The organism is Brevundimonas sp., assembly GCF_046295775.1.
In the GTDB taxonomy this organism is placed as follows: Bacteria; Pseudomonadota; Alphaproteobacteria; order Caulobacterales; family Caulobacteraceae; genus Brevundimonas.
In genome coordinates, this window is sequence record NZ_JBKBML010000002.1 from 143110 (window position 1) to 165506 (window position 22397).

General features: G+C 68.2%; 22 protein-coding genes and 1 tRNA gene. 10 read left to right on the plus strand and 13 right to left on the minus strand.

The annotated features are described in order from the left end of the window. Positions 1 to 126 precede the first annotated feature (126 nt). Complete coding sequence (locus ACK4I0_RS02260; RefSeq protein ID WP_409607581.1) at positions 127 to 294, plus strand: SH3 domain-containing protein; 168 nt, start codon at positions 127 to 129, stop codon at positions 292 to 294. Between the two features lie 55 nt (positions 295 to 349). Here ACK4I0_RS02260 and ACK4I0_RS02265 read toward each other — a convergent pair whose 3' ends face one another. The 6 genes from ACK4I0_RS02265 to ACK4I0_RS02290 all read right to left on the minus strand — a co-directional run bounded on the left by ACK4I0_RS02265 (position 350) and on the right by ACK4I0_RS02290 (position 3251). Next, positions 350 to 979: a helix-turn-helix transcriptional regulator gene (locus tag ACK4I0_RS02265; protein WP_409607583.1), complete on the minus strand. Its 630-nt coding sequence runs from the start codon at positions 977 to 979 to the stop codon at positions 350 to 352. A gap of 61 nt (positions 980 to 1040) precedes the next feature. Further along, positions 1041 to 1469, minus strand: a complete 429-nt coding sequence (locus ACK4I0_RS02270) for a hypothetical protein (protein ID WP_409607585.1) — start codon at positions 1467 to 1469, stop codon at positions 1041 to 1043. 89 nt (positions 1470 to 1558) lie between these two features. Further along, a complete protein-coding gene (locus ACK4I0_RS02275) occupies positions 1559 to 1906 on the minus strand; it encodes a hypothetical protein (protein WP_409607587.1) in 348 nt (115 codons plus the stop codon). A 71-nt stretch (positions 1907 to 1977) separates the two neighbouring features. Next, positions 1978 to 2343, minus strand: a complete 366-nt coding sequence (locus tag ACK4I0_RS02280) for a hypothetical protein (protein WP_409607589.1) — start codon at positions 2341 to 2343, stop codon at positions 1978 to 1980. Between the two features lie 66 nt (positions 2344 to 2409). Then, positions 2410 to 2802 (minus strand): PaaI family thioesterase, encoded by a 393-nt coding sequence (locus ACK4I0_RS02285; protein ID WP_409607591.1) that lies wholly within the window; start codon positions 2800 to 2802, stop codon positions 2410 to 2412. After that, a complete protein-coding gene (locus tag ACK4I0_RS02290; RefSeq protein ID WP_409607593.1) occupies positions 2799 to 3251 on the minus strand; it encodes a PaaI family thioesterase in 453 nt (150 codons plus the stop codon). The genes ACK4I0_RS02285 and ACK4I0_RS02290 overlap by 4 nt, the downstream gene beginning before the upstream one ends. Before the next feature lie 48 nt (positions 3252 to 3299). Between ACK4I0_RS02290 and ACK4I0_RS02295 the strand changes: the two genes are divergently transcribed. From ACK4I0_RS02295 to ACK4I0_RS02305, 3 genes are all read left to right on the plus strand, one after another. Continuing rightward, the gene (locus tag ACK4I0_RS02295; protein ID WP_409607595.1) at positions 3300 to 4346 is read left to right on the plus strand and encodes a ligase-associated DNA damage response exonuclease; all 1047 of its coding nucleotides are present in this window, start codon (positions 3300 to 3302) and stop codon (positions 4344 to 4346) included. A gap of 213 nt (positions 4347 to 4559) precedes the next feature. Beyond that, positions 4560 to 4636 (plus strand) — tRNA-Lys (locus ACK4I0_RS02300). Between the two features lie 59 nt (positions 4637 to 4695). Beyond that, complete coding sequence (locus tag ACK4I0_RS02305) at positions 4696 to 5769, plus strand: CaiB/BaiF CoA transferase family protein (protein WP_409607597.1); 1074 nt, start codon at positions 4696 to 4698, stop codon at positions 5767 to 5769. Here the strand turns inward: ACK4I0_RS02305 and ACK4I0_RS02310 are convergent. Further along, the gene (locus ACK4I0_RS02310; protein ID WP_409607599.1) at positions 5745 to 7487 is read right to left on the minus strand and encodes an ATP-binding protein; all 1743 of its coding nucleotides are present in this window, start codon (positions 7485 to 7487) and stop codon (positions 5745 to 5747) included. The genes ACK4I0_RS02305 and ACK4I0_RS02310 overlap by 25 nt on opposite strands. A gap of 126 nt (positions 7488 to 7613) precedes the next feature. On the opposite strand from ACK4I0_RS02310, the gene ACK4I0_RS02315 reads away from it, so the two are divergent. From ACK4I0_RS02315 to ACK4I0_RS02325, 3 genes are all read left to right on the plus strand, one after another. After that, the gene (locus ACK4I0_RS02315) at positions 7614 to 7874 is read left to right on the plus strand and encodes a hypothetical protein (protein WP_409607601.1); all 261 of its coding nucleotides are present in this window, start codon (positions 7614 to 7616) and stop codon (positions 7872 to 7874) included. 61 nt (positions 7875 to 7935) lie between these two features. Then, positions 7936 to 9720: an autotransporter assembly complex protein TamA gene (locus ACK4I0_RS02320; protein WP_409607603.1), complete on the plus strand. Its 1785-nt coding sequence runs from the start codon at positions 7936 to 7938 to the stop codon at positions 9718 to 9720. After that, positions 9717 to 13931, plus strand: a complete 4215-nt coding sequence (locus tag ACK4I0_RS02325) for a translocation/assembly module TamB domain-containing protein (RefSeq protein ID WP_409607605.1) — start codon at positions 9717 to 9719, stop codon at positions 13929 to 13931. The genes ACK4I0_RS02320 and ACK4I0_RS02325 overlap by 4 nt, the downstream gene beginning before the upstream one ends. Before the next feature lie 6 nt (positions 13932 to 13937). Here the strand turns inward: ACK4I0_RS02325 and astB are convergent, their stop codons facing one another. The 4 genes from astB to ACK4I0_RS02345 are packed head-to-tail and all read right to left on the minus strand — an operon-like array spanning position 13938 to position 18944. After that, positions 13938 to 15272 carry an N-succinylarginine dihydrolase gene (astB, locus tag ACK4I0_RS02330; RefSeq protein WP_409607607.1) on the minus strand — a complete coding sequence of 445 codons (1335 nt, stop codon included), beginning with the start codon at positions 15270 to 15272 and terminating at the stop codon, positions 13938 to 13940. After that, on the minus strand, positions 15269 to 16684 hold the full coding sequence (gene astD / locus ACK4I0_RS02335; RefSeq protein WP_409607609.1) for a succinylglutamate-semialdehyde dehydrogenase: 1416 nt from the start codon (positions 16682 to 16684) through the stop codon (positions 15269 to 15271). The genes astB and astD overlap by 4 nt, the downstream gene beginning before the upstream one ends. Beyond that, positions 16681 to 17688 (minus strand): arginine N-succinyltransferase, encoded by a 1008-nt coding sequence (locus ACK4I0_RS02340; RefSeq protein ID WP_409607611.1) that lies wholly within the window; start codon positions 17686 to 17688, stop codon positions 16681 to 16683. The genes astD and ACK4I0_RS02340 overlap by 4 nt, the downstream gene beginning before the upstream one ends. After that, positions 17688 to 18944 carry a hydrolase gene (locus tag ACK4I0_RS02345; protein WP_409607613.1) on the minus strand — a complete coding sequence of 419 codons (1257 nt, stop codon included), beginning with the start codon at positions 18942 to 18944 and terminating at the stop codon, positions 17688 to 17690. The genes ACK4I0_RS02340 and ACK4I0_RS02345 overlap by 1 nt, the downstream gene beginning before the upstream one ends. Positions 18945 to 19018: 74 nt before the next feature. On the opposite strand from ACK4I0_RS02345, the gene ACK4I0_RS02350 reads away from it, so the two are divergent. Together ACK4I0_RS02350 and arsC are read left to right on the plus strand one after the other, a co-directional pair. Further along, on the plus strand, positions 19019 to 19552 hold the full coding sequence (locus tag ACK4I0_RS02350; protein WP_409607615.1) for a hypothetical protein: 534 nt from the start codon (positions 19019 to 19021) through the stop codon (positions 19550 to 19552). Between the two features lie 2 nt (positions 19553 to 19554). Continuing rightward, entirely contained in the window at positions 19555 to 19896 is a 342-nt protein-coding gene (arsC, locus tag ACK4I0_RS02355) for an arsenate reductase (glutaredoxin) (protein ID WP_409607617.1), read from the plus strand. Here arsC and ACK4I0_RS02360 read toward each other — a convergent pair. Beyond that, positions 19893 to 20531, minus strand: a complete 639-nt coding sequence (locus ACK4I0_RS02360; protein WP_409607619.1) for a trimeric intracellular cation channel family protein — start codon at positions 20529 to 20531, stop codon at positions 19893 to 19895. The genes arsC and ACK4I0_RS02360 overlap by 4 nt on opposite strands. Beyond that, on the minus strand, positions 20531 to 21205 hold the full coding sequence (locus tag ACK4I0_RS02365; protein ID WP_409607621.1) for a DNA-3-methyladenine glycosylase family protein: 675 nt from the start codon (positions 21203 to 21205) through the stop codon (positions 20531 to 20533). The genes ACK4I0_RS02360 and ACK4I0_RS02365 overlap by 1 nt, the downstream gene beginning before the upstream one ends. Positions 21206 to 21251: 46 nt before the next feature. Here ACK4I0_RS02365 and ACK4I0_RS02370 point away from each other — a divergent pair, with 46 nt between their 5' ends. After that, positions 21252 to 22394: a JmjC domain-containing protein gene (locus ACK4I0_RS02370; RefSeq protein ID WP_409607623.1), complete on the plus strand. Its 1143-nt coding sequence runs from the start codon at positions 21252 to 21254 to the stop codon at positions 22392 to 22394. Positions 22395 to 22397: the final 3 nt, after the last annotated feature.

Genomic DNA, 22397 nt, shown 5'->3' on the forward strand with positions numbered 1-22397 from the left:
TGGCGGCTCTCCCGCCCGGGGGGGGCGGGGGGGGGGGGGGGCGGCGCCGCCCCCGCCCCCGCGGCCGGGTCCTACATCGGCTGCAACCAACAACGCACACGCGCCATCGCGCAGCAGAACGCCAACATGTATCGCGCTGCATCCAATCTGCGCATTCGCGGCGGCCCGGGCACCGGCTTCCGCCAGGTGGGCACTCTGTCTGCCGGGCAGCCCTTCACCGCAGTAGCGTCGCAGGGTCAATGGATTCAGATCGCGGGCGGCGGTTGGGTGAACGCCAACTACGTCACCCAGTGAGTTTCGCCATGTCTACGGACGGAGGCCGCCCTTCGGGGCGGCTTCTTTCGTTGAGCTACTGGCTGACCCACAGGATACGCGCCATCCAGGCGATATCGGCCCGTGCCAGGACGCGATCCTCATAAGCCGGATTGATGGACCGCAGGGTGAGCGCGCGCGCATTCTGAGCTGCGATCTCCTTTGCCAGAGTTTCGCCGGTGGTCGTGCGCACCACTGCGCGATCACCTTTTCGGACCTGGTTCGCATCCCGATCGACAATCACCCGATCCCCCTCGCGATACAGGGGCGCCATCGAATCGCCGCTGATCCTCAAGCTGAAGCGCGCGCCGCCAGCGCGCGGCAGTTCGGTTTGATCCCAGCCCTCCCCAACCGGCAGGCCCGCATCATCGAAGAACCCGTCCTCACCCGCCTGGGCCAAGCCCAGCAACGGCAGGGTCTGGGGCGCATCGTCATCGGCCAGGGCGGCGAACTGCGCCAGAGTCGCGCCGGTCGCTTCCAGCACGCGGTTCAGGCTCTCGGTCGATGGCCAGCGCGGCCGGGGCGGATCGCCCGGCCCCATGCGTTTGGACGGATTGAAGCTGGTCGGATCCAGGCCCGCGCGGCGCGCCAGGCCAGACGGGCTCAGGCCCTCACGTCGCGCCAGATTATCGACTGCGCGCCAAAGCTTGGCGTGAGACAGGGGCATGCGCGGCCTTTCGCCGAATCACCTGCCGACGACCTTATCGGCCCAGTATAGGAATATCCACCTACTCCAGGCCTTGGGCGCGACGCTCCTGCCAAGCCCAGAAGGTGCCGATGGCGATGCAGAGAATGACCCCGTAGCTGGCGATATTCAGAACGGTGTAGAAGGCCGACACCGAAGGTCTCAGGTCTATGAAGACCATGATGTGACTGGCGACAGCCAGCAGTTGAAGCGCGGTCGCCCAAATAGGCCAGCTTCGCGCGGCTTTCCAGCTAAGCCCCGCGAAAACAACGAGAACGATCAGGTCGATCGCAAACATGCTCCATTGAAGGCTGTAAATATCGCTGTCGTTCTGCACTAGCAGCGAAGCGAACCACAGAAACAGATAGGCGCCGGCGCCGATCCGCTCGGGCTCATCACCTTTCAGAAAGGCGAAAGCGGCAACGGCCACGATAACGGCGGCGCCGATCTGAGAATAGAGGGTGTCGAACATGCAAATCGCCCCCGCGCCTGCGGCACGGGAGCGACATTGCCTGATTTAGAGCTTGGCCGAAACGGCCAAGCATCAATCTTACAGCGAATTCACGCGACGCGCAGGTGACCCGTGGGGCGGCTGCCGATCGGCGTCTCCCAATCGTCGGGCTTGTTGACCGGACCGGCAGCATAGACGCCCCAGCCCATGCGACGATGGTCTTTCTGAAGTTCAGCATGGCAGGCCACGACCGCTTGGCGCGCAACACCGAGAGCCGCGATAGCTTCCAGAGCTTTGGCCTGCGACCCCGAACCAGCGACCGGGGAAACGTCCAGAGCGACGCGCGCGCCAATCATGGATTGAACCAGGGTCGTAGCATGAGTGATGGCCGCGTCGACGGCCTTTTCGGTCGCATACAGATCACCGGCGACGCCGGCGACGACTTCAGTCCTGTCCATGAAAAACCCTCCAGCTTGGTTATAGTAAACCAGCCGTTAACACGGATGCGGGCGTCACGGTAGGGTTTTGTTTACCTTATGGTTGCGCCCTCCACGCGCGAATGGGTCATTTCGGGACCGCCGCGGCGGCGAGGGCTGTCGTCATCAGGCTTGTCCACGGGACCAATAGCCAGCGCGTCCAGATCCAGCCGCCGGGCGAGGGCGGCGAGTGTGTTGTGAACATCGACCAAATGCCCTCGGGCTTCGGTCAAAGCCGACAGACCCGCGGCGGCTGAAGTGAAGGCCTGCTGCCCCGTGACAGCCGACAGATACGCCTCTGCCCTCGCTCTGGGCAGTTCGGCGGCCAGTTCCGCCGCTTCGACCAGCGCCAGGTCGATAGCGGCCTCGGCCGCGTAGAGACGCTGGGCGACCAATCGCCCTATGTCGCTTCTGGTCATAAATCCTCCCCATCCGACCCAGCCGTCATGGGGAGGCTAATCTTTGGTTGCTTTAAAACGCAATCCCTACGTGTCAGCGCCCAGCAGGAAATGCGCGGTCAGGCTGGCGATGGGTTGAGCTTCATCCTCTTGCCAAGCCTCGGCCACGACATGGGCCACACGCCTGCCCGCCTTGCCGATGCGGGCCCGAGCCCGCACCTCGACCGCGCGACCGGACCGCAGATAAGCGACGGTCACGTTGATCGGTTTGGGCAGGCGTTCAGCGGGAAAGGCCGCAGCGGCCTGAGCGATCGCCGTAAGCTCCAGCATGGCCGCCGTTGCGCCTCCATGAAGGGCAGGCAGCACGGGGTTTCCGATCAGCATGGGCTGGAACGGCATCACGACCAGCCGTCCTTGCTCGTCGGTCTCTTCTCGCAGCCCAAGGAACTGAGCATATGGCAAGGTCTGAAGAATGCTCATGCGCTATTCGCGCTCCGACCAGGCCTGTGATGGGTCAGCATATAGGCCGCCTGGGCCGCAGCCACCGGATCGGCTGGATCGTCTTCAAACGCCCAAGCCCGCACAAAAGCGATGGAAGAGGTCAGCCTGTAGCAACGCGCCTCGGCCAGCAACTCTCTGCCCGTGACGGCGGCGCGCATGTAGTCAACCCTTAGATCAAGCGTCGCCACCGGACGGAACTCGCCAATCCGCGCCCAGATCGCCAGGCCGCCGGCATGATCCAGCAATGCTGTCACCAGCCCACCGGCCAGCACCCCGGTCTCGGGGTCGCCGACCAGGTCCTTGCGCCAAGGCGCGCCGATGCGAACGCGCTCGGCCTCGCGTCCAATCCAGCGAAACCCTAGAGCATGGGTGTGGGCCGCGACCGACGCCAGCTGCGGCAGCACCTCGTCAAGGAACGAATCCGTCATGGCGGGACCTTAGCACTGGCGGGCCTGTCCGCGACGCCAACCGACGCCATGATCCGCCCTGAAGACCTTCTCCGTCCCACGCCCCACGGTCTGTACTGCCCGCCCGGGGACTTTTACATCGACCCCGTGCGGCCGGTGGATCGCGCGGTGGTGACGCACGGTCATTCCGATCACGCCCGATCGGGCCACGGCGCCGTGCTCGCCACGCCCCAGACCCTGGCGATCATGTCGGAAAGGTATGGCCAGGACTTCGCGGAACGCCGTCAGCCTTCGCCCTATGGAGAAACCGCGTCTCACAAGGGCGTGGATGTCCGCCTGGCGCCGGCGGGCCATGTCTTGGGCTCCGCCCAGGCGGTGATCAGTTGGCGTGGACTGACCATGGTGGCGTCCGGCGACTACAAGCGGCGGCGCGACCCAACCTGCGCGTCGTTCGAGCCCGTGCCGTGCCATGTCTTCATATCCGAGGCCACCTTCGGCCTGCCCGTCTTCACTCATCCGCCAGACGCCGAGGAGATCGGACGGCTGATCCAATCCTTGGGCCAGTTTCCAGAACGGGCGCATCTGGTCGGCGCTTATGCGCTCGGCAAGGCCCAGCGTGTAATCCGCCTGCTGCGCGAAGGAGGGTGGGACCGCACAATCTACGTTCACGGCGCGCTCGAGCGGCTCAACCGCCTGTACGAGCGCGAAGGCGTCGATCTGGGCCCGTTGGCGCCGGCCACCGGACTGGGCAAGGACGCGCTGGGCGGCGAAGTCGTCATCGCCCCGCCTTCGGCGATCCAGGATCGTTGGGCGCGGCGATTCGCCGACCCGGTGACCGCCTTCGCTTCAGGCTGGATGGGCGTGAAAGCGCGGGCGCGCCAACGGGGCGTGGAACTGCCTCTCGTTATTTCCGATCATGCTGACTGGACCGAACTCACGGCGACGTTCCAGGAACTGCGCCCGGACGAGATCTGGATCACTCACGGCCGCGAGGAAGGCCTGTGCCGCTGGGCCGAGCTGAACGGGCTCAAGGCCCGCGCCCTGCGCTTGGTTGGCTACGAAGAAGAAGACGATGACGAGGCTTCGCCGACGCCGGGTACCGAAAAGGCTGATTAGCGGAACCAAGCCGGCGACTGGATGTTGTTCGCCTGTCACCACCGCTTGTTGCAACACGGTGGGCGACCAGCGGCCCGCCCATGCACCCCCCGACGCCTCGCGGCGGGCCGCTCACGCCCCACTTCCTCAAAACCCAGGAAAATCACCGCAGCGCCTTGACCGCGCAGGCGGTTTGCAACAGAAGACGCCCGCGTCGGCGGCGCCGGAATGCATGCGTCCTTAGCTCAGTTGGTTAGAGCATCTGACTTTTAATCAGAGGGTCCTCGGTTCGAGCCCGAGAGGACGTACCATCCGGCCCGCCGACCGCCTTCCCCTCGATTTTTCCCTGCATGACGTCTAGCCAGAGCGCATGAGACCTCTGGCGGGCGTGCGCATTCTCGAATTTGACGGCCTGGGCCCGGTGACCTTCGCCGGCATGGTGCTGGCCGATCTCGGCGCCGACGTCATTCGCCTGACGCGCGGCAGCGGCGCGCCAGCCGCCGTGTTCGACGACGTAGGCGGCGAAATCCTGCATCGGGGGCGACGCGTCCTCCCGGTCGATCTCAAATCGGACGCCGATCTGGCGACGGTGAAGCATCTGGCCACGCGTGCGGACGCCGTGATCGAGGGTTTCAGGCCCGGCGTCATGGAGCGCCTGGGTTTGGGACCGGACGTTTTGCATGCCGCGAACCCGCAGCTAGTCTACGCGCGGGTCACCGGTTGGGGGCAGACGGGGCCGCTGGCGGACCAGGTGGGTCACGACATCAACTACATCGCCTTGTCGGGCGCTCTTCATCCGATGGGTGAGCCCGACCGGCCGCCTCGCCCCCCACTCAACCTGATCGGCGATTATGGCGGCGGCGCCATGATGGCTGTGACCGGACTGCTGGCGGCGCTGGTCCAGGCCAAGGCGACGGGCCTTGGAGCGGTCGTGGACGCCGCCATGACCGACGGTTCCGCCTTGCTGACAAGTCTGTTTCACGCCCTGGAGGGCCGCGGTCTCTGGTCGGATCGTCGCGGAAGCAACCTGCTGGATGGCGGCGCGCCCTTCTACCGCTGCTATGCCTGCCGCGACGGCCGCTTTGTCGCGGTGGGGGCGCTTGAGCCGCGCTTTTACGCCGCCCTGCTGGCGGGTCTGGACATCCCGCCAGCCGAGGCGCCGCAGTACGATCTCGCAGCGTGGGACGGCCTGCATTCACGTTTCGCCGCGGCCTTTGCTGAGCGCGACCGCGACGACTGGGCCGACCATTTCGCGGGAACGGAAGCCTGCGTCACGCCCGTCCTGACCCTCTCCGAGGCGCGCAACCATCCGCACAATCTGGCCAGGGCTACGTTCGCGGGCGGGGCGCCTCAACCGGCGCCTCGCTTCAACGGAGAACACGACGCAGCCGAGCCGCTCCCGCCCGCGCTCAATCCGGATCAAGCTTTGGCGCTGTGGCCGTGATCTTCGCGTGCTGAGGCGCAGGCCTGGGCCAGGGTGGTCACCAGCAGGCTCGGTTCAATCGGCTTGGTCAGGAAGGCTCGCACGCCGACCGCGGCCCAAGCCGCGCGGTGATTGTCCATTGCGTTGGCGGTCAGGGCGATGACCGGCGTTCCCGTGTTGGCCCCCTCGGCACGAATGACCCGCGTGGCCTCCAACCCGTCCATCACCGGCATCTGCATATCCATCAGCACCACGTCGAATCGGGCGTCGCGGGCCATCTCCACCGCTTCCTGACCATTGGCCGCGAAGGTCAGACGCAGGCCGTGCGGCTCAAGCAGCAGCCCGACAATGCGGCGATTGACCTCGTGATCGTCTACGACCAGCACCGACCGGCCCGACAAGACCTGTCCATCGGCCTCGGGCCTCTCGGGCCGAGGGTTCGACGCATCGATCACACGCACCGGGAGGCTCAGGACGAAGGCCGAGCCCTCCCCTTCCCGACTGGCGGCCGTCAGCGATCCGCCCATCAACTCCGCCAGACGCCGGCTGATCGCCAGGCCGAGGCCCGTTCCGCCATAGCGACGTGTCGTGCCGGCGTCGGCCTGCTCGAAGCTGTCGAAAACACTGGCCAGCCTTTCCGCCGGAATGCCGCAACCCGTGTCCCTGACCGTCACGTTCAGACGCCCTTCGCCTGCGTCCCATTCCGCGGTGAGATCTATGCGACCCTGATCGGTGAACTTCACGGCGTTGGAGATCAGATTGAACAGAATCTGCTGCAGCCGCAGCGGATCGGTGAGGATGCAGGCGGGCGCGTTCGCCGCCACGAGGACGGTCAGTTCGACCCCATTCGCCTCCGCGCGAGGCCGCCACATCCGCTCAAGCATGGACAGCCGGTCGCGTAAGTCCATCTCGGCGGCTTCGAGGGACATGCGGCCCGCCTCGATCTTGGAGAAGTCCAACACATCGTTCAGCAGACCCATGAGCACATCTCCGGCCTCGGTCAGCATGGCGACATGCTCTTGCTGGTGCTGGTCCAGCCGTGTCCGGCGCAGCAGGTTCGCCGAGGATATGACCGCGTTCATCGGCGTGCGGATCTCGTGGCTGATGACCGCCAGGAAGTCGGACTTGGCCGCGCTGGCGACCTCGGCCTTGCGACGCTCCTGATCCGCCACTTCATTGGCGCGCCGCAGGGCGTTGTTGGTGTGGGAGCTTTGCCGCACGGCGACGACCAGATGCATCAGATAAAGCACTCCGCCCAGGGCGATCAGGGCGACATGCCTCTGCCCCGTGATCCAGGCGCTCAGGATCGGCAGACCCAGAAAATACAGACCGTGCGGTATGGCGGCCGACAGAAGCAGGGGCCGCACCTCGTGCATGTGCAGGCTGACGTGAAGCAGCCCGCCCGCCACCTGGACGATGGCGAACAGACGCCCCACCTCGCCGGCCGTGAACCACAGATAGGCGGCGATGGAGGAATAGACGATGACGCTCAGGCTGGCCGTAACGCAACACACGATCTGACGGCTGAGCGTCACGGGTCGTTCGGGTTCGAGACGGAAGGGTCTGAACACCAGCCAGTCGATCATCTGGCTGACGATCACCGCGCCGAACCAGACCAGAGGGAAGATCGAGGGCGAGAGGACCCAGGCGACCAAACCGATGAATGCGGCCAGGCCGATGCGGGTCTTCAGCTCGCGAAAGCGCACCTCCGCGACGATGGCGTAGGTCGATTGCTGCATTTTAATCCTCTCCCGGATCGACTAAACCCAGAAAAACGTAAGGTTTCGTTGCCGAGGGTCTGTCGTCTCGTCGGGAACCTTGCACGCAAGGCCGCGTTGCGAGTTCGAGTTCGGGGAGTTCTTCAGATGAGACAATCGCCTCTGCTGTTCGTAGCCGCAGGCCTGGTGCTGGGCATGACCGCCTGCGACGAGCCACGCTACGACCGGACGCCCGAGCGATCCGACATCCCCGAAGTCATGGTCGAGGCGACCCCGGCGGAAGACGCTGCCGCGCCCGCAGCCGAAACGGTCCCCGAAGGCCCGCCCATCGACGCCTCGACCCTCCCGCCCGAAGAACGGACATCGGAAGAAACGGTCCGCCCCGAGAGCGAGACAATGTTCTACTGAGCGGCGACAACCGCGTGTTTCCGATCGCCGCCTCTCTGCGGCCCGACTGCAAGGCCTGGGTTTGACGTTCCGCTCTTCGCTTCTTCTCGCCACGGCCGTCTGCACCTTCGCCGCGCCGGCCCTGGCGGAACCCCGCGCCCAGATCCGTGGCGACTTGACCGCTGACCTGCGCCGCCAGCTGGAACAGGCCATCGGCGAGACCGAGAACGCGCCCGCCAACCGCTTCGAAGCGCGCCGCCGCGCGCGAGCAGCGGTCGAGTCCGCCGAGGCCCTGCTCCGGTCAGAGGGCTACTATCAGCCGGTCCTAGAAGACATCGTCGAGGGTGAAGAAACCGCCGTCGCCATCGTCTCGGTCGAGCCTGGTCGCCGCTTCGTCTTGACCGAACCGACCATCGCCTGGCGCGCGCCCGAGCCCGACGCAGAGAGCGCGACCGCCGCGCGTGAAGCCATCCAGCTGGCGCCGGGCGAACCCGGCCGCGCCGCCGATGTCATCGCCGCGGAAGGGCGCGTGGTCTCGACCCTGACCCGACGCGGCTATGCCGACGCCCGCTCCGAGCCGCGTCGCGTGGTGGTCGATCACGCCACCTTCACCGTGGACCCGACCTACAATATCGCATCCGGCGATCTGGTCCGCCTGGACGGCATCCGCCTGCTAACGCGCGGCATCACCAGTCCCGAATGGGTCGCCGGCCTGGCGCCGTGGACGACCGGGGACGTCTACGACCCCGAGGACGTGGCCGAGTTGGAGCGACGCCTGCTCGAAACCAACGTCTACGACGGCGTCGGCGTGGCCCTCGCTCCCATCGACCAAACCGATGAACAGGGCCTTCGTCCGGTCGTCGTCACCCTGGCCGACAGCTCGCCGCGCCTGTTGGAAGCGGGCGCCACCTACTCCACGGCCGAAGGCTCCGGCGTCGAAGGCATCTGGACGTGGCGCAACCGCTTCGGCCGCGCTGACACCCTGCGGTTCCAGGCGCGCCTGGCCGACATCAACAGCCGATTGGGCGCAAACCTCAGCCTGCCGCACTGGCGCCGCCCCGGCCGGACGCTGACGCTGGACGCCGCTCTCGTCTTCGAAGACACCGATGCTTATCGCCGCCTGGCCGTGACCACGGCGGCCGACCTGCGCCAGCGCATCGGCAAGACCTCCTACTTCACCTATGGCGTCGGCCTGGACGCGGGCCGCTATCGCGAGACCCGGTTCGATCCGGTCACCATGACGCCGGTCCGGTTTGACCGCGACCTGGCCATTCTGACCGGACGAAGCTCGGTCTATATGGACCGCTCCAACGATCCGCTGGACCCGGTGCGCGGCTATCGCCTGCTCGTTTCGGCTCAGCCGACGGCGGTGGCGGGTGACGACACCGTCTTCTTCCTGCGCACCGAAGGTCAGGCGACGGGCTACCTGCCCCTGACCGACGGCGCAACCACCGTGCTAGCCGGGCGCGTGCGCTTGGGCTCCATAATCGGCGGCGAAGAGCTGACCGTGCCGGCCGACCGCCTGTTCTATTCCGGCGGCGGCGGGTCCGTGCGCGGCTACAGCTATCAGAGCGTCGGCCCGCGCCTACCCGACAACACCCCGCGCGGGGGCTTGAGCCTGTTCGAAACCTCGATGGAGGTGCGCCGCGACGTCGGCGAAAGCTTCCAGGGCGTGGTCTTCGTCGACGCCGGCGCGATCGGCTTCCAGGAGACGCCGAACTTCAACAACCTGCGCTACGGCGCCGGCTTCGGCGTGCGCTACAAGCTGCCGTTCGGCCCGATCCGCGCCGACGTGGCCTTCCCGCTCGACAAGCGCGACGGTGACGCGGACTTCCAGCTCTACATCAGCATCGGCCAGGCGTTTTGACCGAGACCCCTCCTACCGTCGAAACGCCGGAAAGCCCGGCCAAGCGCGAAAAGCGCAAGCGCACCCGCCTGCAGGCCCTTGCCTTCTTCGGCGGCATCGGCGTCGCCGTCCTGCTGGCCCTGGTCATCGCCGTGGCCGTCGGCGGGCGGATGTACATCGTCTCGGACGCTGGCCGCGGCCTCGTCACCAGCTTCGTCGCCGGCAAGAAGATCGGCCGCTACGGCCGCATCAATGTCGAGGGCCTGTCGGGCGATCTGTTCAACGACTTCCGCCTGGCGCGCGTCACCGTCACCGACGAAGAGGGCGTCTGGCTCGAAGCCACCAACGTCCGCGTGGACTGGAGCTACTGGCCCCTGGTCATGCGTCGCTTCCACGCCAGCGAAATCTCGGCCGACAACATCCGCGTCATCCGCCGGCCCATCGTCGAGCCGCCGACCGAACCGGGCGGCCCCACACCCATCGACGTCAAGATCGACCGCTTCGCCGCCAGCATCGAACTGATGGAGGACTTCTCCAAGGAATACGGCCGGTGGCGCCTGTCGGGTGACGCCGACATTCCGCGCCGGGGCGCCAAGGCGGCCAACGTCAACGCCTACAGCCTCAGCCGCGAGGGCGACTATCTGCGCCTGGCCGCCGTGTTCGGCGGCGAGATCGATGACCTGCGCGTCAATCTGCGCGCCAACGAGGCGCAGGGCGGCCCGATCGCCGGCGCGCTCGGCTATTCCCCCGACCAGCCCTTCACCGCCGCCGCCATCGTCAACGGCGAGATCGTCGATGTGGTCATGCGCACCGGCGAGTTCACGCCCCTGACCGTGCGCGGCCGCTACGGCGGCGACGACGGCGCGCGGGTGTCCGGCTTCTTCGACTTCTCGGGCTCGGACCTGCTGGAGCCGTTCGTCGAGCGTATCGGCCGCACGGCCCGCTTCGGCTTCGCCGCCGTGCCGGATCGGCGCGAAGGCTTCCAGGGCGTGGGCTGGCGGCTTTATGCCGACAACATCGACAGCCGCGCCTCAGGCGTCATCCGCATGAGCGACCGCGCGGCGCCCGACGGCATGAAGCTGGAGCTTTCGACCCGATCGCTCAGCCGCTTGGCTGGCACGCCGATCGCAGGTCCGGCTGCCTACGTCGGCGTCTTCACCGGCGACGCTCAGAATTGGAAGCTAGACGGCTCGGCCAGCCTGTTGGGCGCCGACATCGCCTCCTACCGCGCCACCCGTATTTCGGGCCCGTTGAACGTCGCGGTCAACAACGGCCGCATGGACGTGGTCGGCGACATCCGCGCGACCGGCGGCTCGGGCCAAGGCATCATCGGCGGCCTGCTGGGCGCCACGCCGCGCGTGCAGATGGAGGCTTCGCGCCTAGCTGACGGTGCCTTCTTGCTGCGCCGTATCGACGCGCGCGGTCAGGCCCTGACCCTGACCGGCTCGGGCCAGCGCAATCTGACGGGCGGCCTGGGCTTCCGGGGCAACGCCGCCATCACCGACGTCGGCCGCATCCAGCCCGGCGCGCGCGGCGCCTTCGGCGGCCCCATCCAGGCCTCGTCCGCCCGCCCCGGCGCGCCGTGGGTCATGACCTTCGACGGCCGCGGCCAGCGCCTGGTCACCGGCATGGCCGAGCTGGATCGCCTGCTGGGACAGACGCCCCGCCTGCAGCTCGCCGGATCGTTCAACGACGGACGGATCGCCATCGACCGAGGCCAGCTGACCGGCGCCCAGGCGCGCGCCGGGGCCAAGGGTCTGATCGAAACCGGCGGCCGCCTGCGCCTGGCGCTGGACTGGAACGCCCAGGGCCCCTTCGCCGCCGGCCCGGTCGAGATCGTCGGCAACATGAGCGGCGACGGCGCCCTGACCGGCACCCTGGCCCAGCCGCGCGCCGACCTGCGCGCCCGCTTCGACCGCATCGACGTGGCGGCCCTGCAACTGACCCAGGCCGACCTGGTTCTCAGCTTCCGTCGCGGCGCGGATTCGTCCGACGGCCGCGTCGCCCTGACGTCGGCCTCGAACTACGGACCGGCGCGCGCCTCGGGCAACTTCTTCCTGGGCGGCGACCGCATCCGCCTGTCGGACGTCGATCTGGACGCCGGCGGGATCACGGCCCAGGGTGCCATCGCCCTGTCCGACAATGTGCCATCCAGCGCCGACCTGACCTTCACTGCCCGCCCCGGCGCCTTCCTGGCGGCGGGCGAGGCGCAGGGGCGCGTCCGCCTGACCGAGGGCGGCGGCGATCAGACCGCCATCCTGAACGTCACCGGCCGCAACGTGCGCCCGGCCGGATCGGACATCGTCATCCGCAGCCTGGACCTGAACGGCCAGGGCACGCTGGAGCGCCTGCCCTTCACCCTGGTCGCCGATGTCGGCGGCCCCAACCCGGTCAACTTCGACGGCAACGGGATATTCTCGCGCCGGGGGGACGACACCAGCGTGACGCTTAACGGTGCAGGCCGTGTGCGCGAGGTCGCCTTCAACACCCGCACCCCGCTGGTCGCGGCCTTCAGCGGCGCGGGCCGTGTGATCCGCGCCGATCTGGGCGTCGGCGGTGGCTTCCTGACCGGCGAGCTGCGTCAGGACGACCGCGCCGCCTCCATCGAGGCCAATCTGCAAGGCGTCGAGGTCGGCTCCATCGCGCCCGACCTGCGCGGTCAGGTGACGGGTCGCGTGTCCCTGCGAGGCGCTGGATCGGACCTGACCGGCTCGGCCAACGTCGACCTGCGTCAGCTGCGCAGCGTGGATGCGCCGCGCGGCCTGGCCGTGGACGGAACGGTCGTGGCCAACCTGGCCGGCGACACCCTGACCATTCAGGCCAACGCCGCCAGCCCCAACGCCGTTCAGGCGCGGGCCAATGTGACCCTGCCGGTCGAGACCTCTGCCGCGCCTCTGCGGCTGGCCATCGCCCGCACGCGCAACATGAGCGGCGACGTGGCCATCAACGGGCAGATCCAGCCGATATGGGACCTGTTCTTGGGCGGCGAGCGCTCGTTGGCGGGTCAGATCGACGCCAACGCCACCCTGGGCGGCACGCTGAACGCCCCGCGCATAAACGGCCGGCTGGATCTGGCGCAGGGGTCGTTCAACGACACCGCGACCGGCCTGCGGCTCGAGAACGTCGGCCTGGCCACACGCTTCGACGACACGACGGCCGTGCTGGAACGCTTCGAGGGCAATGACGGCTCGGGCGGGCAGGTGTCCGGCCAGGGCCGGCTGGGCCTGCGCCAGGGGTCGGCGTCGAGCCTGCAGCTTCAGCTGACGCGCTTCCGCATCATCGACAATGACCTGGCGGAGGCTCGCGCCTCCGGCCCCATCACCGTGGTTCGCGCCGCCGACGGCAACATTCAGCTGAACGGCGACCTGACGGTCAACGAGGCCGAGATCGCGGCCAATCCGCCCGGCTCGAACGGCGTCGTCCGCATGGACGTGATCGAGATCAACCGCCCCGGCGGTGATCCGGTCGAGCCGACAGGTCGCCAGGGCGGTCCTCAGATCGCGCTCAACATCGACCTGACCGGCCGCCAGATCTTCGTTCGCGGTCGTGGGCTGGACGTCGAGCTGGGCCTGAACGCCCGGGTGCGCGGCACGATCGCTGAGCCGCAGCTGACCGGAAACGCGCGCATCGTGCGCGGTGACTATGAGTTCGCCGGCAAGCGATTCGTGTTCGACGACACCGGCACCATCGCCCTGTCCACTGACCCGGAACGCATCCGCCTGAACCTGATGGCGACGCGCGAGGACCCCGCTCTGACGGCGGTGATCCGCGTCACCGGCACGGCCGCACGGCCCGAAATCGCGCTGAGCTCGACCCCCGCCCTGCCCCAGGACGAAATCCTGTCGCAGGTGCTGTTCGGCCGCTCTGCGTCTCAGCTGTCGGCCTTCGAGGCGGCGCAGCTGGCGTCCGGCGTGGCGTCTCTGGCGGGCGGCGGCGGCTTCGACGTCATCGGCAACCTGCGCGAACTGGCGGGGCTGGACCGTCTCTCCTTCGGCGGCGACGCCTCGGCTCTGACCGTCGCCGGCGGCCGCTACATCACCGACGACATCTATCTGGAAGTCATCGGCGGCGGCGAAGGGGGCTCGGCGGTGCGCGTGGAGTGGCAGGTCCGGCGCAATCTGGCGGTCAGCTCGCAGTTCGGCGGCCAGGGCGACGCCAGCCTGTCGATCCGCTGGCGTCGAGAATCGCGCCGCCCCGGTGAACCGGTCGACCGACGTCCCAACCGCCGCTAGGTCAGATTAGCGCTGGAAGGGGTAGAAGCCTGCGCCCAGGCCGAGCAGGCCCGTCAACTCGTCCAGCGCCCGCCGGCTCTCGTCCAGCAGCGCGGGATCGGCCAGATCGCCGGGCGTTAGCCGGTCGCGATAGTGCCGCTCGCCCCAGGCCGACAGCCGGCCGTACAGCTCGTCGGTCAGCCGCATGGCCGGGTTGGTCGCCGCAAGCTCGGCCTCGGTCAGCACCACGCGCAGGCGCAGACACGCCGGGCCGCCGCCGTTTCGCATCGACTGGCGCACATCGACGTACTCGACCCGGCCGATCGGCCCGTTCGACCCGGCGAGGCTCTGCGCCACCGCATGGCTGAGAGGATTGTCCCGCGTCTCGGTCGGACAGATCAGCGTCAGCCGGTCGTCCCCTGGCGCCTGGATCAGCATGGAGTTGAACAGATAGCTCGAGATCGCGTCCGCCAGCGGCAGGTCCGTCGACGCCACCTCCAAGAAGATCGGCTCGAACAGGCCCTCGGCGGCGCGGCGGATCGCGGCCTTGGTCCCCGCCGTGTCCTCGAACGCGAGGTCGTGGAAAAACAGGGTCTGCAGCGCGCCGACGCACACCACGTCGTTGTGGAAGGTGCCGCCCGCGATGGCCGCCCGCCCCTGGCGCGCCAGCACGGCGCCAGACGCCCGGTGCCGCCGCATCACGGCCTGCGACGCCTCGCGCGTCTGGCGGGCCGGATAGGGATCGTCCCAGGCCTCGAAGGCCTCGCGGCCCCACACCATCAGATTCACGCCCGGCGCGCCGTGCTCGGCGCATAGCCGCACATGATTGGCCGCCCCCTCGTCGGCCAGATGTGCGACCGGGCTGAGGGCGTCATGGACCGCGAACCGTTCGGCGTCGGGAAACAGCGCATCCAGCGCCCGCTTCGTCTGCTGGTGCTCAAGCGAGCGGTGCAGGTTGGTCACCAGATTGGCCGGCGTGAAATGCACCCGCCCGTCGGCCGCATCAGCGCTGGGCGTCACGGTCGCCGCATTGGCCGCCCACATCGGCGAGGCGGAACAGGCCGCCGCGGCGAAGCTGGGCGCGTCTGTCCACGCCCGCTCCAGAACCTCGGCGTCCGTCCCGGCGAAGCCCAGAGTGCGCAGGAAGGGAATGTTCGGCCGCTCATGCGGCGGCAGCACGAACTGCGGCAGGCCCAGGTCCGCCAGGGCCTTCATCTTGTCGAGCCCCTGCAGCACCGCCGCACGCGGGTTCGACGCCTCCCCCTTGTTCAGGCTCGACGCCAGATTGCCCGGCGACAGCCCCGCATACGAATGCGTCGGCCCGATCAGCCCGTCGGCGTTGGCTTCGACCGCCCCGCTCATCGCAGGCCCTTCATCTCGCCCTCGATGTTCTTCACCCCCGCCGCTTCGAAGCTGGCGACCGGATAGGCGCAGTAGTCGGCGGCGTAATAGGCGCTGGGGCGATGGTTGCCGCTGGCGCCCAGGCCGCCGAAGGGCATGTCGCCCGCCGCGCCCGTCGTGGGGCGGTTGAAGTTGACGACGCCGGCGCGGATGCGGCGAATGAAGCGGTCCCAGTTCGCCGGATCGTCGCTGACGAGGCCGGCGGACAGGCCGTAGCGGGTGGCATTGGCCTCCTGGATCGCGGCGTCGAAGGTCGCGACGCGAGTGACCGACAGGAAGGGGGCGAACATCTCCTCGTCCGGCATGTGCACGCCGGTCACGTCGATCAGGGCGGGCCGGACGAAGGCGCCCGGCAAATTGTCGACCGGCCCCGAGGCGCGGATCACCCGCGCGCCGGCGTCGATCCGGTCCTGCAAGGCCTTGAGCGCCGCCGCCGCCGCCGATTTGGAGATGAGCGGCCCGCCATACGGCTCGGGCTGGCTGTCCCAGGGCGCGAAGATCAGCCGATCGACCAGGGCCGCCACGGCTTCGACGATGGCGTCGCCCTGCGGTCCCTCCGGCACGATCAGCCGACGCGCGCATGAACAGCGCTGGCCCGTCGTGACAAAGGCGGACTGGACCACCAGCCCGGCCACGGCCTCGACGTCCGCGGCGTCCCACACCACCAGCGGATTGTTGCCGCCCAGCTCCAGCGCCAGAATGACATGCGGGTCGTCCGCGAACTTCCTGCGGAAATGCGCGCCCGCCGCGCCCGAGCCGGTGAACATCAGGGCGTCGATCGGCTGGTCCAACAGGGCCGCGCCCACGTCGCGTCCGCCCTGCACCAGGTTGAAGACCCCGGCCGGCAGATCGGCCTCTGCCAAGCACTCGGCCATCAGCTGACCGGTCCAGGGCGTCTCTTCCGAGGGTTTGAACACCACCGTGTCGCCGGCCAGCAGGGCCGGCACGATATGGCCGTTTGGCAGATGGCCGGGGAAGTTGAACGGCCCCAGCACCGCCGCCACGCCATGCGGCCTGTGGCGCAGCACGGCGCGGCCGAAGGCAGTGTCATTGGCCCGTTCGCCCGTGCGCTCGTCATAGGCGCGGATGGAGATGTCGACCTTGCCCTGCATCGCGCCCAGCTCGGCCGTGGTCTCCCACAGCGCCTTGCCGGTCTCGCGGCTGATGGCCTGAGCCATTTCGGTCGCGCGGGCCTTGAGGGCGGCCTGATAGCGCTTCAAGGCGTCGATCCGGTCCTGACGCGGGCGATCGGCCCAGTCGGGGAAGGCGGCGCGCGCGGCCGCGACGGCGTCGGCCACCTGGCCCGGCGTGCTCTCGGCGCCCTGCCAGACCACCTGATCGGTGGCCGGATCGATCGAAGTCAGCTGGCTCATGATTTCACCCTTACGACGTCCCCCGACTTCACCTTGAGCGCCGCCGCCGTCTCGCGGTTCAGGCGGGCCGTCTCTCCCTCGATCTCGACACGCTGGCGCACGGCGCGGAAGTCGCCGACGCTGTCGGTCGAGATCAGGCTGACCAGTTCGACGTCCGGCTCGTCCACGATCTCGACCTTCAGCCTGCGCGCATCGCGGACCGTGCGGATGTTGTCGCGGCCGCAGGCCACAGTCGGACCAGCGTCGAAGATGTCCACCAGTCCGTTGGGCCGAAAGCCTTCGCTTTCCAGCAGCGCCATCGCGGGTACGCCCTGCGGATGCACCTTGCCGATGACCGCCCGCGCGGGCTCGGGCAGCAGCTCGATATAGATCGGGTGGCGCGGCGCGAGGTCCAGGATGAACTGCTTGTCCGTCGAGCCGGTCATGCGATCGGCCTCGTCGAACTCCATGGGAAAGAACTTGTGCGCGACGTGGTCCCAGAACGGGCAGGCGCCGTCGGGCGTGAAGACGCCGCGCAGCTCGGCCAGCACGTTGTCGGCGAACAGATCAGGCTCGGCACCGATCAGCATGTAGCGCGACTGGCTGAGCAGCCGCCCCGCCCCGCCCTTGCGCCGATCCGCCTTGAGGAACAGCGAGCCGACCTCGGTCCAGCCGGTGCATTCGTTGACCAGCACCAGCGTCTTCTGATCCAGCTTCACGCCCAGCGAGGGCGAGGACTGGGTGTTGTTCACGACGCGGAAGCTGAAGAAGGGTCGTTTCAGGCCCACGGCCGCCTTGACCGAGCCGACGCCGTCCACGTCGCCGGTGTCGGTCTCCTCAAGCATGAGGGTGTACCAGCGCTCCTGCGGCTCCAGCTGACCAGAGAAACTGTCGCGACTGACGTCCAGCCGGTCGGCCAGCACGTCCGGGTCCTCGGGCAGGCTGGTGAAGCCGGGGCCGGACAGGATCGCCAATTCCAGCAGGTGATCCAGATCGCGGGGTTGGGCGGGGCGGACGACCAGCATCAGCGGCTCTCCAGAAGCAGGGCCTTCAGCCCCGGCGCGTCGATCTCGCCCGAGGCGACCTTGCACAGGATGAGCGCGCTCAGCTGGGCCCGTTCGACAAAGCTATCGGGCCAGGCGAACTCTTGGTCCGAATGGATATCGCCGCCGCGCACGCCCAGGGTGTCGATGTTGGGCAGGCCCGCCGCGTGCAGATTATTGCCCTCGCAGACCCCCCCAGAAGGGGCCCAGCGGATGCTCTGGCCCAGCAGCTCGCCGGCCTGGCGCACCGCCTCGAACAGGGCCGTCTGGGCCGCGTCCATGGGCTTGGGCGGGCGGGTGAAGCCGCCATGCAGCTCCAGGCTCAGGCCCTCGAAGGGCGGCCGGGCGGCGATGGCGTCGATCTGTGTCACGATCCAGTCGGCCGCCTCGGCGTCGGGAACGCGCACGTTGAACCGCACCACCGCATGGTCGGCCACGACGTTCAGCGCCGTACCGCCTGAGATCTTGGCGACATTGACGGTCACGCCCTCATGCTTGCCGTTCAGGTCGTGCAAGGCGACGGCGACGGCGGCCGCGCCGGCCACGGCGTTCGCCCCCTCGTGAAAGGCCCGCCCGGCATGGGCGGACCGCCCGCGCACGATCAGGTGGAAGTTGCCCGAGCCTTTCCTCGCGCCCGCCATCGAACCGTCCGCCAGGGCGGGTTCGTAGGTCAGGCCCAGATGACCGCGCGCGCCGAGTTCGGCCAGCAGCGGCGCCGATCCGGGCGAACCGATTTCCTCGTCCGGGCTGAGCAGTACGGTCCAGCCGACGCCGCCCTTGGCAGAGTGGGTCTCGAACGCTTCCAGCGCCGCCAGGATGACGCTGATGCCTCCCTTCATGTCGGCGATGCCCGGGCCGTTCAGCGCGCCGTCCGCGCGAAGGCCCACGGTCTGGAAGGCGCTGTCGATCGGGAAGACGGTGTCGTAATGGCCGGTCAGCACGACCTGGATGGGAGCCTGGGGCCGGATCGATACGCTCAGAGCGTCGACATAGGCTTCTTCTCGCGCCACCGCGTCGTCGCCAACGACCACGGAAGGCGTGGTGGCGATGCGGGCAAGCGCCGCCTCGGGCAGGACACGCCGGGCCTCGGCCTCCAGCGCGTTCAGCACCGCCTCCAGCCCGCCGCGATTTCGGCTGCCCGAGTTCAGATTGGCCCAGTCCACCGCGCGCCCGACGATGCGCTCGGCCCGCGCCGCGACATGGTCGAGCACGGCCCTGTCTTCATCCAGAATCCGCATGGGCCGGACCCTAACGGTCTCGACCACAAAGGTGAAGGCTGGCGTCTCGACGCCTCGAACGATAGGAGGCGGCCATGACATCCTTCGATCTCAAGCCCTGGCTACAGGCCGCTCATCCTTTGCGCGAGCCGCGCGGCATGCTGGAGGGCCAACGCTCGGCGCGCCTGGGCGCCGTCGCCCTGATGACGCATGCGGCGGCAGGCGTTGCGCTCATCGGCTGGATGGGCGTCAACCCACAGGCGGCGATGACGCTCGCGACGCCGGAACTGGAGAACATGGCGGGCGGCACAGTGGCGCTGGAGCTCGTCATGCCGGTGGCCGCTGTTTTCGCCGCTATCTTCACCCTTCTGGTCTATGGCCTGATCGCCGCGCTCCAGTGGACGAAGATGACCCGGTTCATCCCCATGGCCGCGCTCATCCTGACCGGCTGGGGGGCCTTCATGAACGTGGCGGCGATCGTCACCGGCGGCATGGCCGAGGTCGCCCCGTCTCCCGTGCCAGTCTGGCTGGTGGCGGTGGACTGGGTGGCTACAGCCATCCTGGTCGTGCTGTCTGGCGCAGCACTCAAGGGAGCGGTCTATCTGCGTCGCCTGAAAGCGGCCCGCTGACGATGACGCCGACCCTGTTCCACAATCCCAAATGCTCGACCTCGCGCAAGGCGCTGGAGTTGCTGCGCGGACACGGCGTGGAGCCGACCGTGGTCGAATATCTGAAGACCGGCTGGGATCGCGACACGCTGATGCGTCTGGCCGAAAGATCGGGCCTGGGTCTCGCGGGGCTGCTACGCCGCCGGGAAGCCGAGGCGGTGGAACTGGCCGACGCGGGCGCGTCGGACGATCAGATCCTGAACGCCATGATTGCTCGCCCCGTGCTGGTCGAGCGGCCCATCGTCGAGACGGACAAGGGCGCGCGCATCGGCCGCCCGGTCGAGACGATTCTGGATCTGATCTAGGGCCGCGTCGGCGCGCCGGGAAAGGACGGCAGGCTCCATCCCCAAGTCAGGGCGCCGGCCCTGAGCGCAAAGCCCAGCCCCGTGCCGGCGAAGGCTGCCGGCCAGCTGGGCACGCCCAGCGTCTTCAGGCCGACGAAGGTCGCCGCGGCGACAATGCCGGCCGAGATGGTGATCTCGCGGCGCAGCAGCACCGAGGGCTGGCCGGCCAGCAGGTCGCGCACGATGCCTCCGAAGGTCGCCGTCAACGCGCCCATGACGATGCAGATCAGCGGCGATACGCCGAAGGCCGCCGCCTTGGCCGCCCCCATCACGCCGTAGGCCGCCAGTCCCAGGGCGTCGAGCCACAGCAGGGCGCGGAAACGCCAAGTGCGGTTGCCCGTCACCCAGACCGCCGCCGCAGCCACCAGACATACTGCAATGTAGCGCCAGTCCTGCACCCAGAAGACCGGTGCGCCGATCAGCAGGTCACGCAGGGTGCCGCCGCCCACGCCCGTCACGGCGGCGAAGAAGGAGAAGGTCACCAGGTCGTGCTTGTCCCGCGCGGCGGCCAGGGCGCCGGTGGCGGCGAACACCGCCACGCCCGCGAAGTCGAGCAGCGGCAGAACACGGTCCGGATGTGCGATGGTGGGATCCATCAGTCGCCTCCCCCGGCGTTCTGTTCGGCCTGCTCCAGCGCGATCTCGCCGCGCTTCACCCCGCCATACCAGGCCCACAGCAGATGTGCAGCCGCGCCGCGATGCGGCCGCCAAAGTTCGGCGCGGGCATAGGCCTGTTTTTCGGTGGGCCGGACCTCGGCGCGATCAGCCCAGCGCATGGCTTCCTGAAGCGCCACATCGCCGCCCGGAAAGACATCCAGCCGGCCTTCGCAGAACATCAGGAAGGTCTCGGCCGTCCATTTGCCCACGCCCTTGATGGCGGTCAGCGCGGCCACGGCCTGGGCGTCATGCAGCCGCTCCAGATGGTCGAAGTCGATCCGTCCCTCGGCCTGGGCCAGGGCGATCTCGCGGCCATAGGTCGCCTTCTGACCCGACAGGCCGAAGGTGCGCAGCGTCTCCACGTCGCGCGCCAGCACGGCTTGAGGCGTCACCGCCCCGTCCAGCCCGTCGACCACCCGCGCCCAGATGGCCGCCGCGGCCGCAACCGAGACCTGCTGCTCCACGATCATGCGGAACAGGCCCTCAAAACCGCCGGGCCTGAGCCGCCATTCGAAGTCCGGCGTCGTGGCATGCGCACGCGCCAGCGCCGGATCGGCGGCGGCCAGGGCCGCACGCGCCTCGGTGATCTGGGACGGGGTGGGGGCGAGAGCCATTTGCAGTCCTGATGACAGCTGGGATGCGCGTCTCTAACGTCGCATCATGGACAGTTTCGACGACTTCATCGCTCCCGTCACCCGAGAACAGTTCGAAGCCGAATATGCCGGCCGAAAACCGCTGCACATTCCGGCCTCGGCCGACCATCCGAACCGAGCGGCGCTGTTGTCCTGGTCTGAGATGAACGGCCTGCTGGCACAATCGTCAATCTGGACGCCGACGTCTCTGAAAATGGTGTTCAACAACGAGCCGATCGACCCGGCGGCCTATTGTTCGCCGATTCACATCCACGGCGGTCTCCGCTCCCAGCCTCAACCCGGCAAGATGAACGGCTTGCTGGCCATGGGCGCAAGCCTGATCGCGGAAGACGCACAGTATCTGACTCCGGCCCTCAGGACGGCGTCGCGCACCTTGAGCCACGAGTTCGCGGCGTTGGTGGCGGTCAATATCTACTGCTCTTTCAAAGGCGTTCAGGCCTTTGGTCCGCATTTCGACCTTCATGACGTCTTCGCCGTTCAGACCGAGGGCGAAAAGATCTGGCGCCTATACGCCAATCAAGCGGACCGACCGGTAGGCTATCCCGAGTTCGACGACCCGCGCCAGACGCGTCAGTGGTTGAATCAGACCAAGGGAGACCTCGTCTCCGAAGTCAGAATGCGGCCCGGCGACGTGCTCTACGTGCCGCGAGGCTGGTACCATGACGCGATAGCCGTGGACGGCGCCTCTCTGCACGCCACCTTCTCGGTGACGCCGCTCTACGGCCGCCTCCTGTTCAGCTTGCTTGAGACAGCCGCCATGCAGGATCCCGCATTCAGGGCCTGGCTGCCGGCGGCCGCTCGAAATAATGGCGCCGACCTGTCCGAAATGTTGAGCGATCTGGGACGCCGGTTGGCCGAGCTGGCCGCCGGCCCGGGCATCCACGACGAGGTGGCGATGGCTCAGCAGAAGCTGCAGCCGCGCGACGCCGGTTTCGATCTTCCGCGTCAGCCGGCGCTGACCCTGCTGCGCAGAACCGGAATGCCTGGCCCCATGATCAAGGGGTTAGGCGGACAAGTGGTCGAGTGGGCGCTGACGCAGCCGCAGGTCGCTCTGGAGGACATGATTGCTCAGTTCGACTTCATCCCGGAAACCGTGGTTCGAGACGCAATCGACGCATGTCGGCAATCCGGCGCCTTGAAGCCGGTCTAGCCT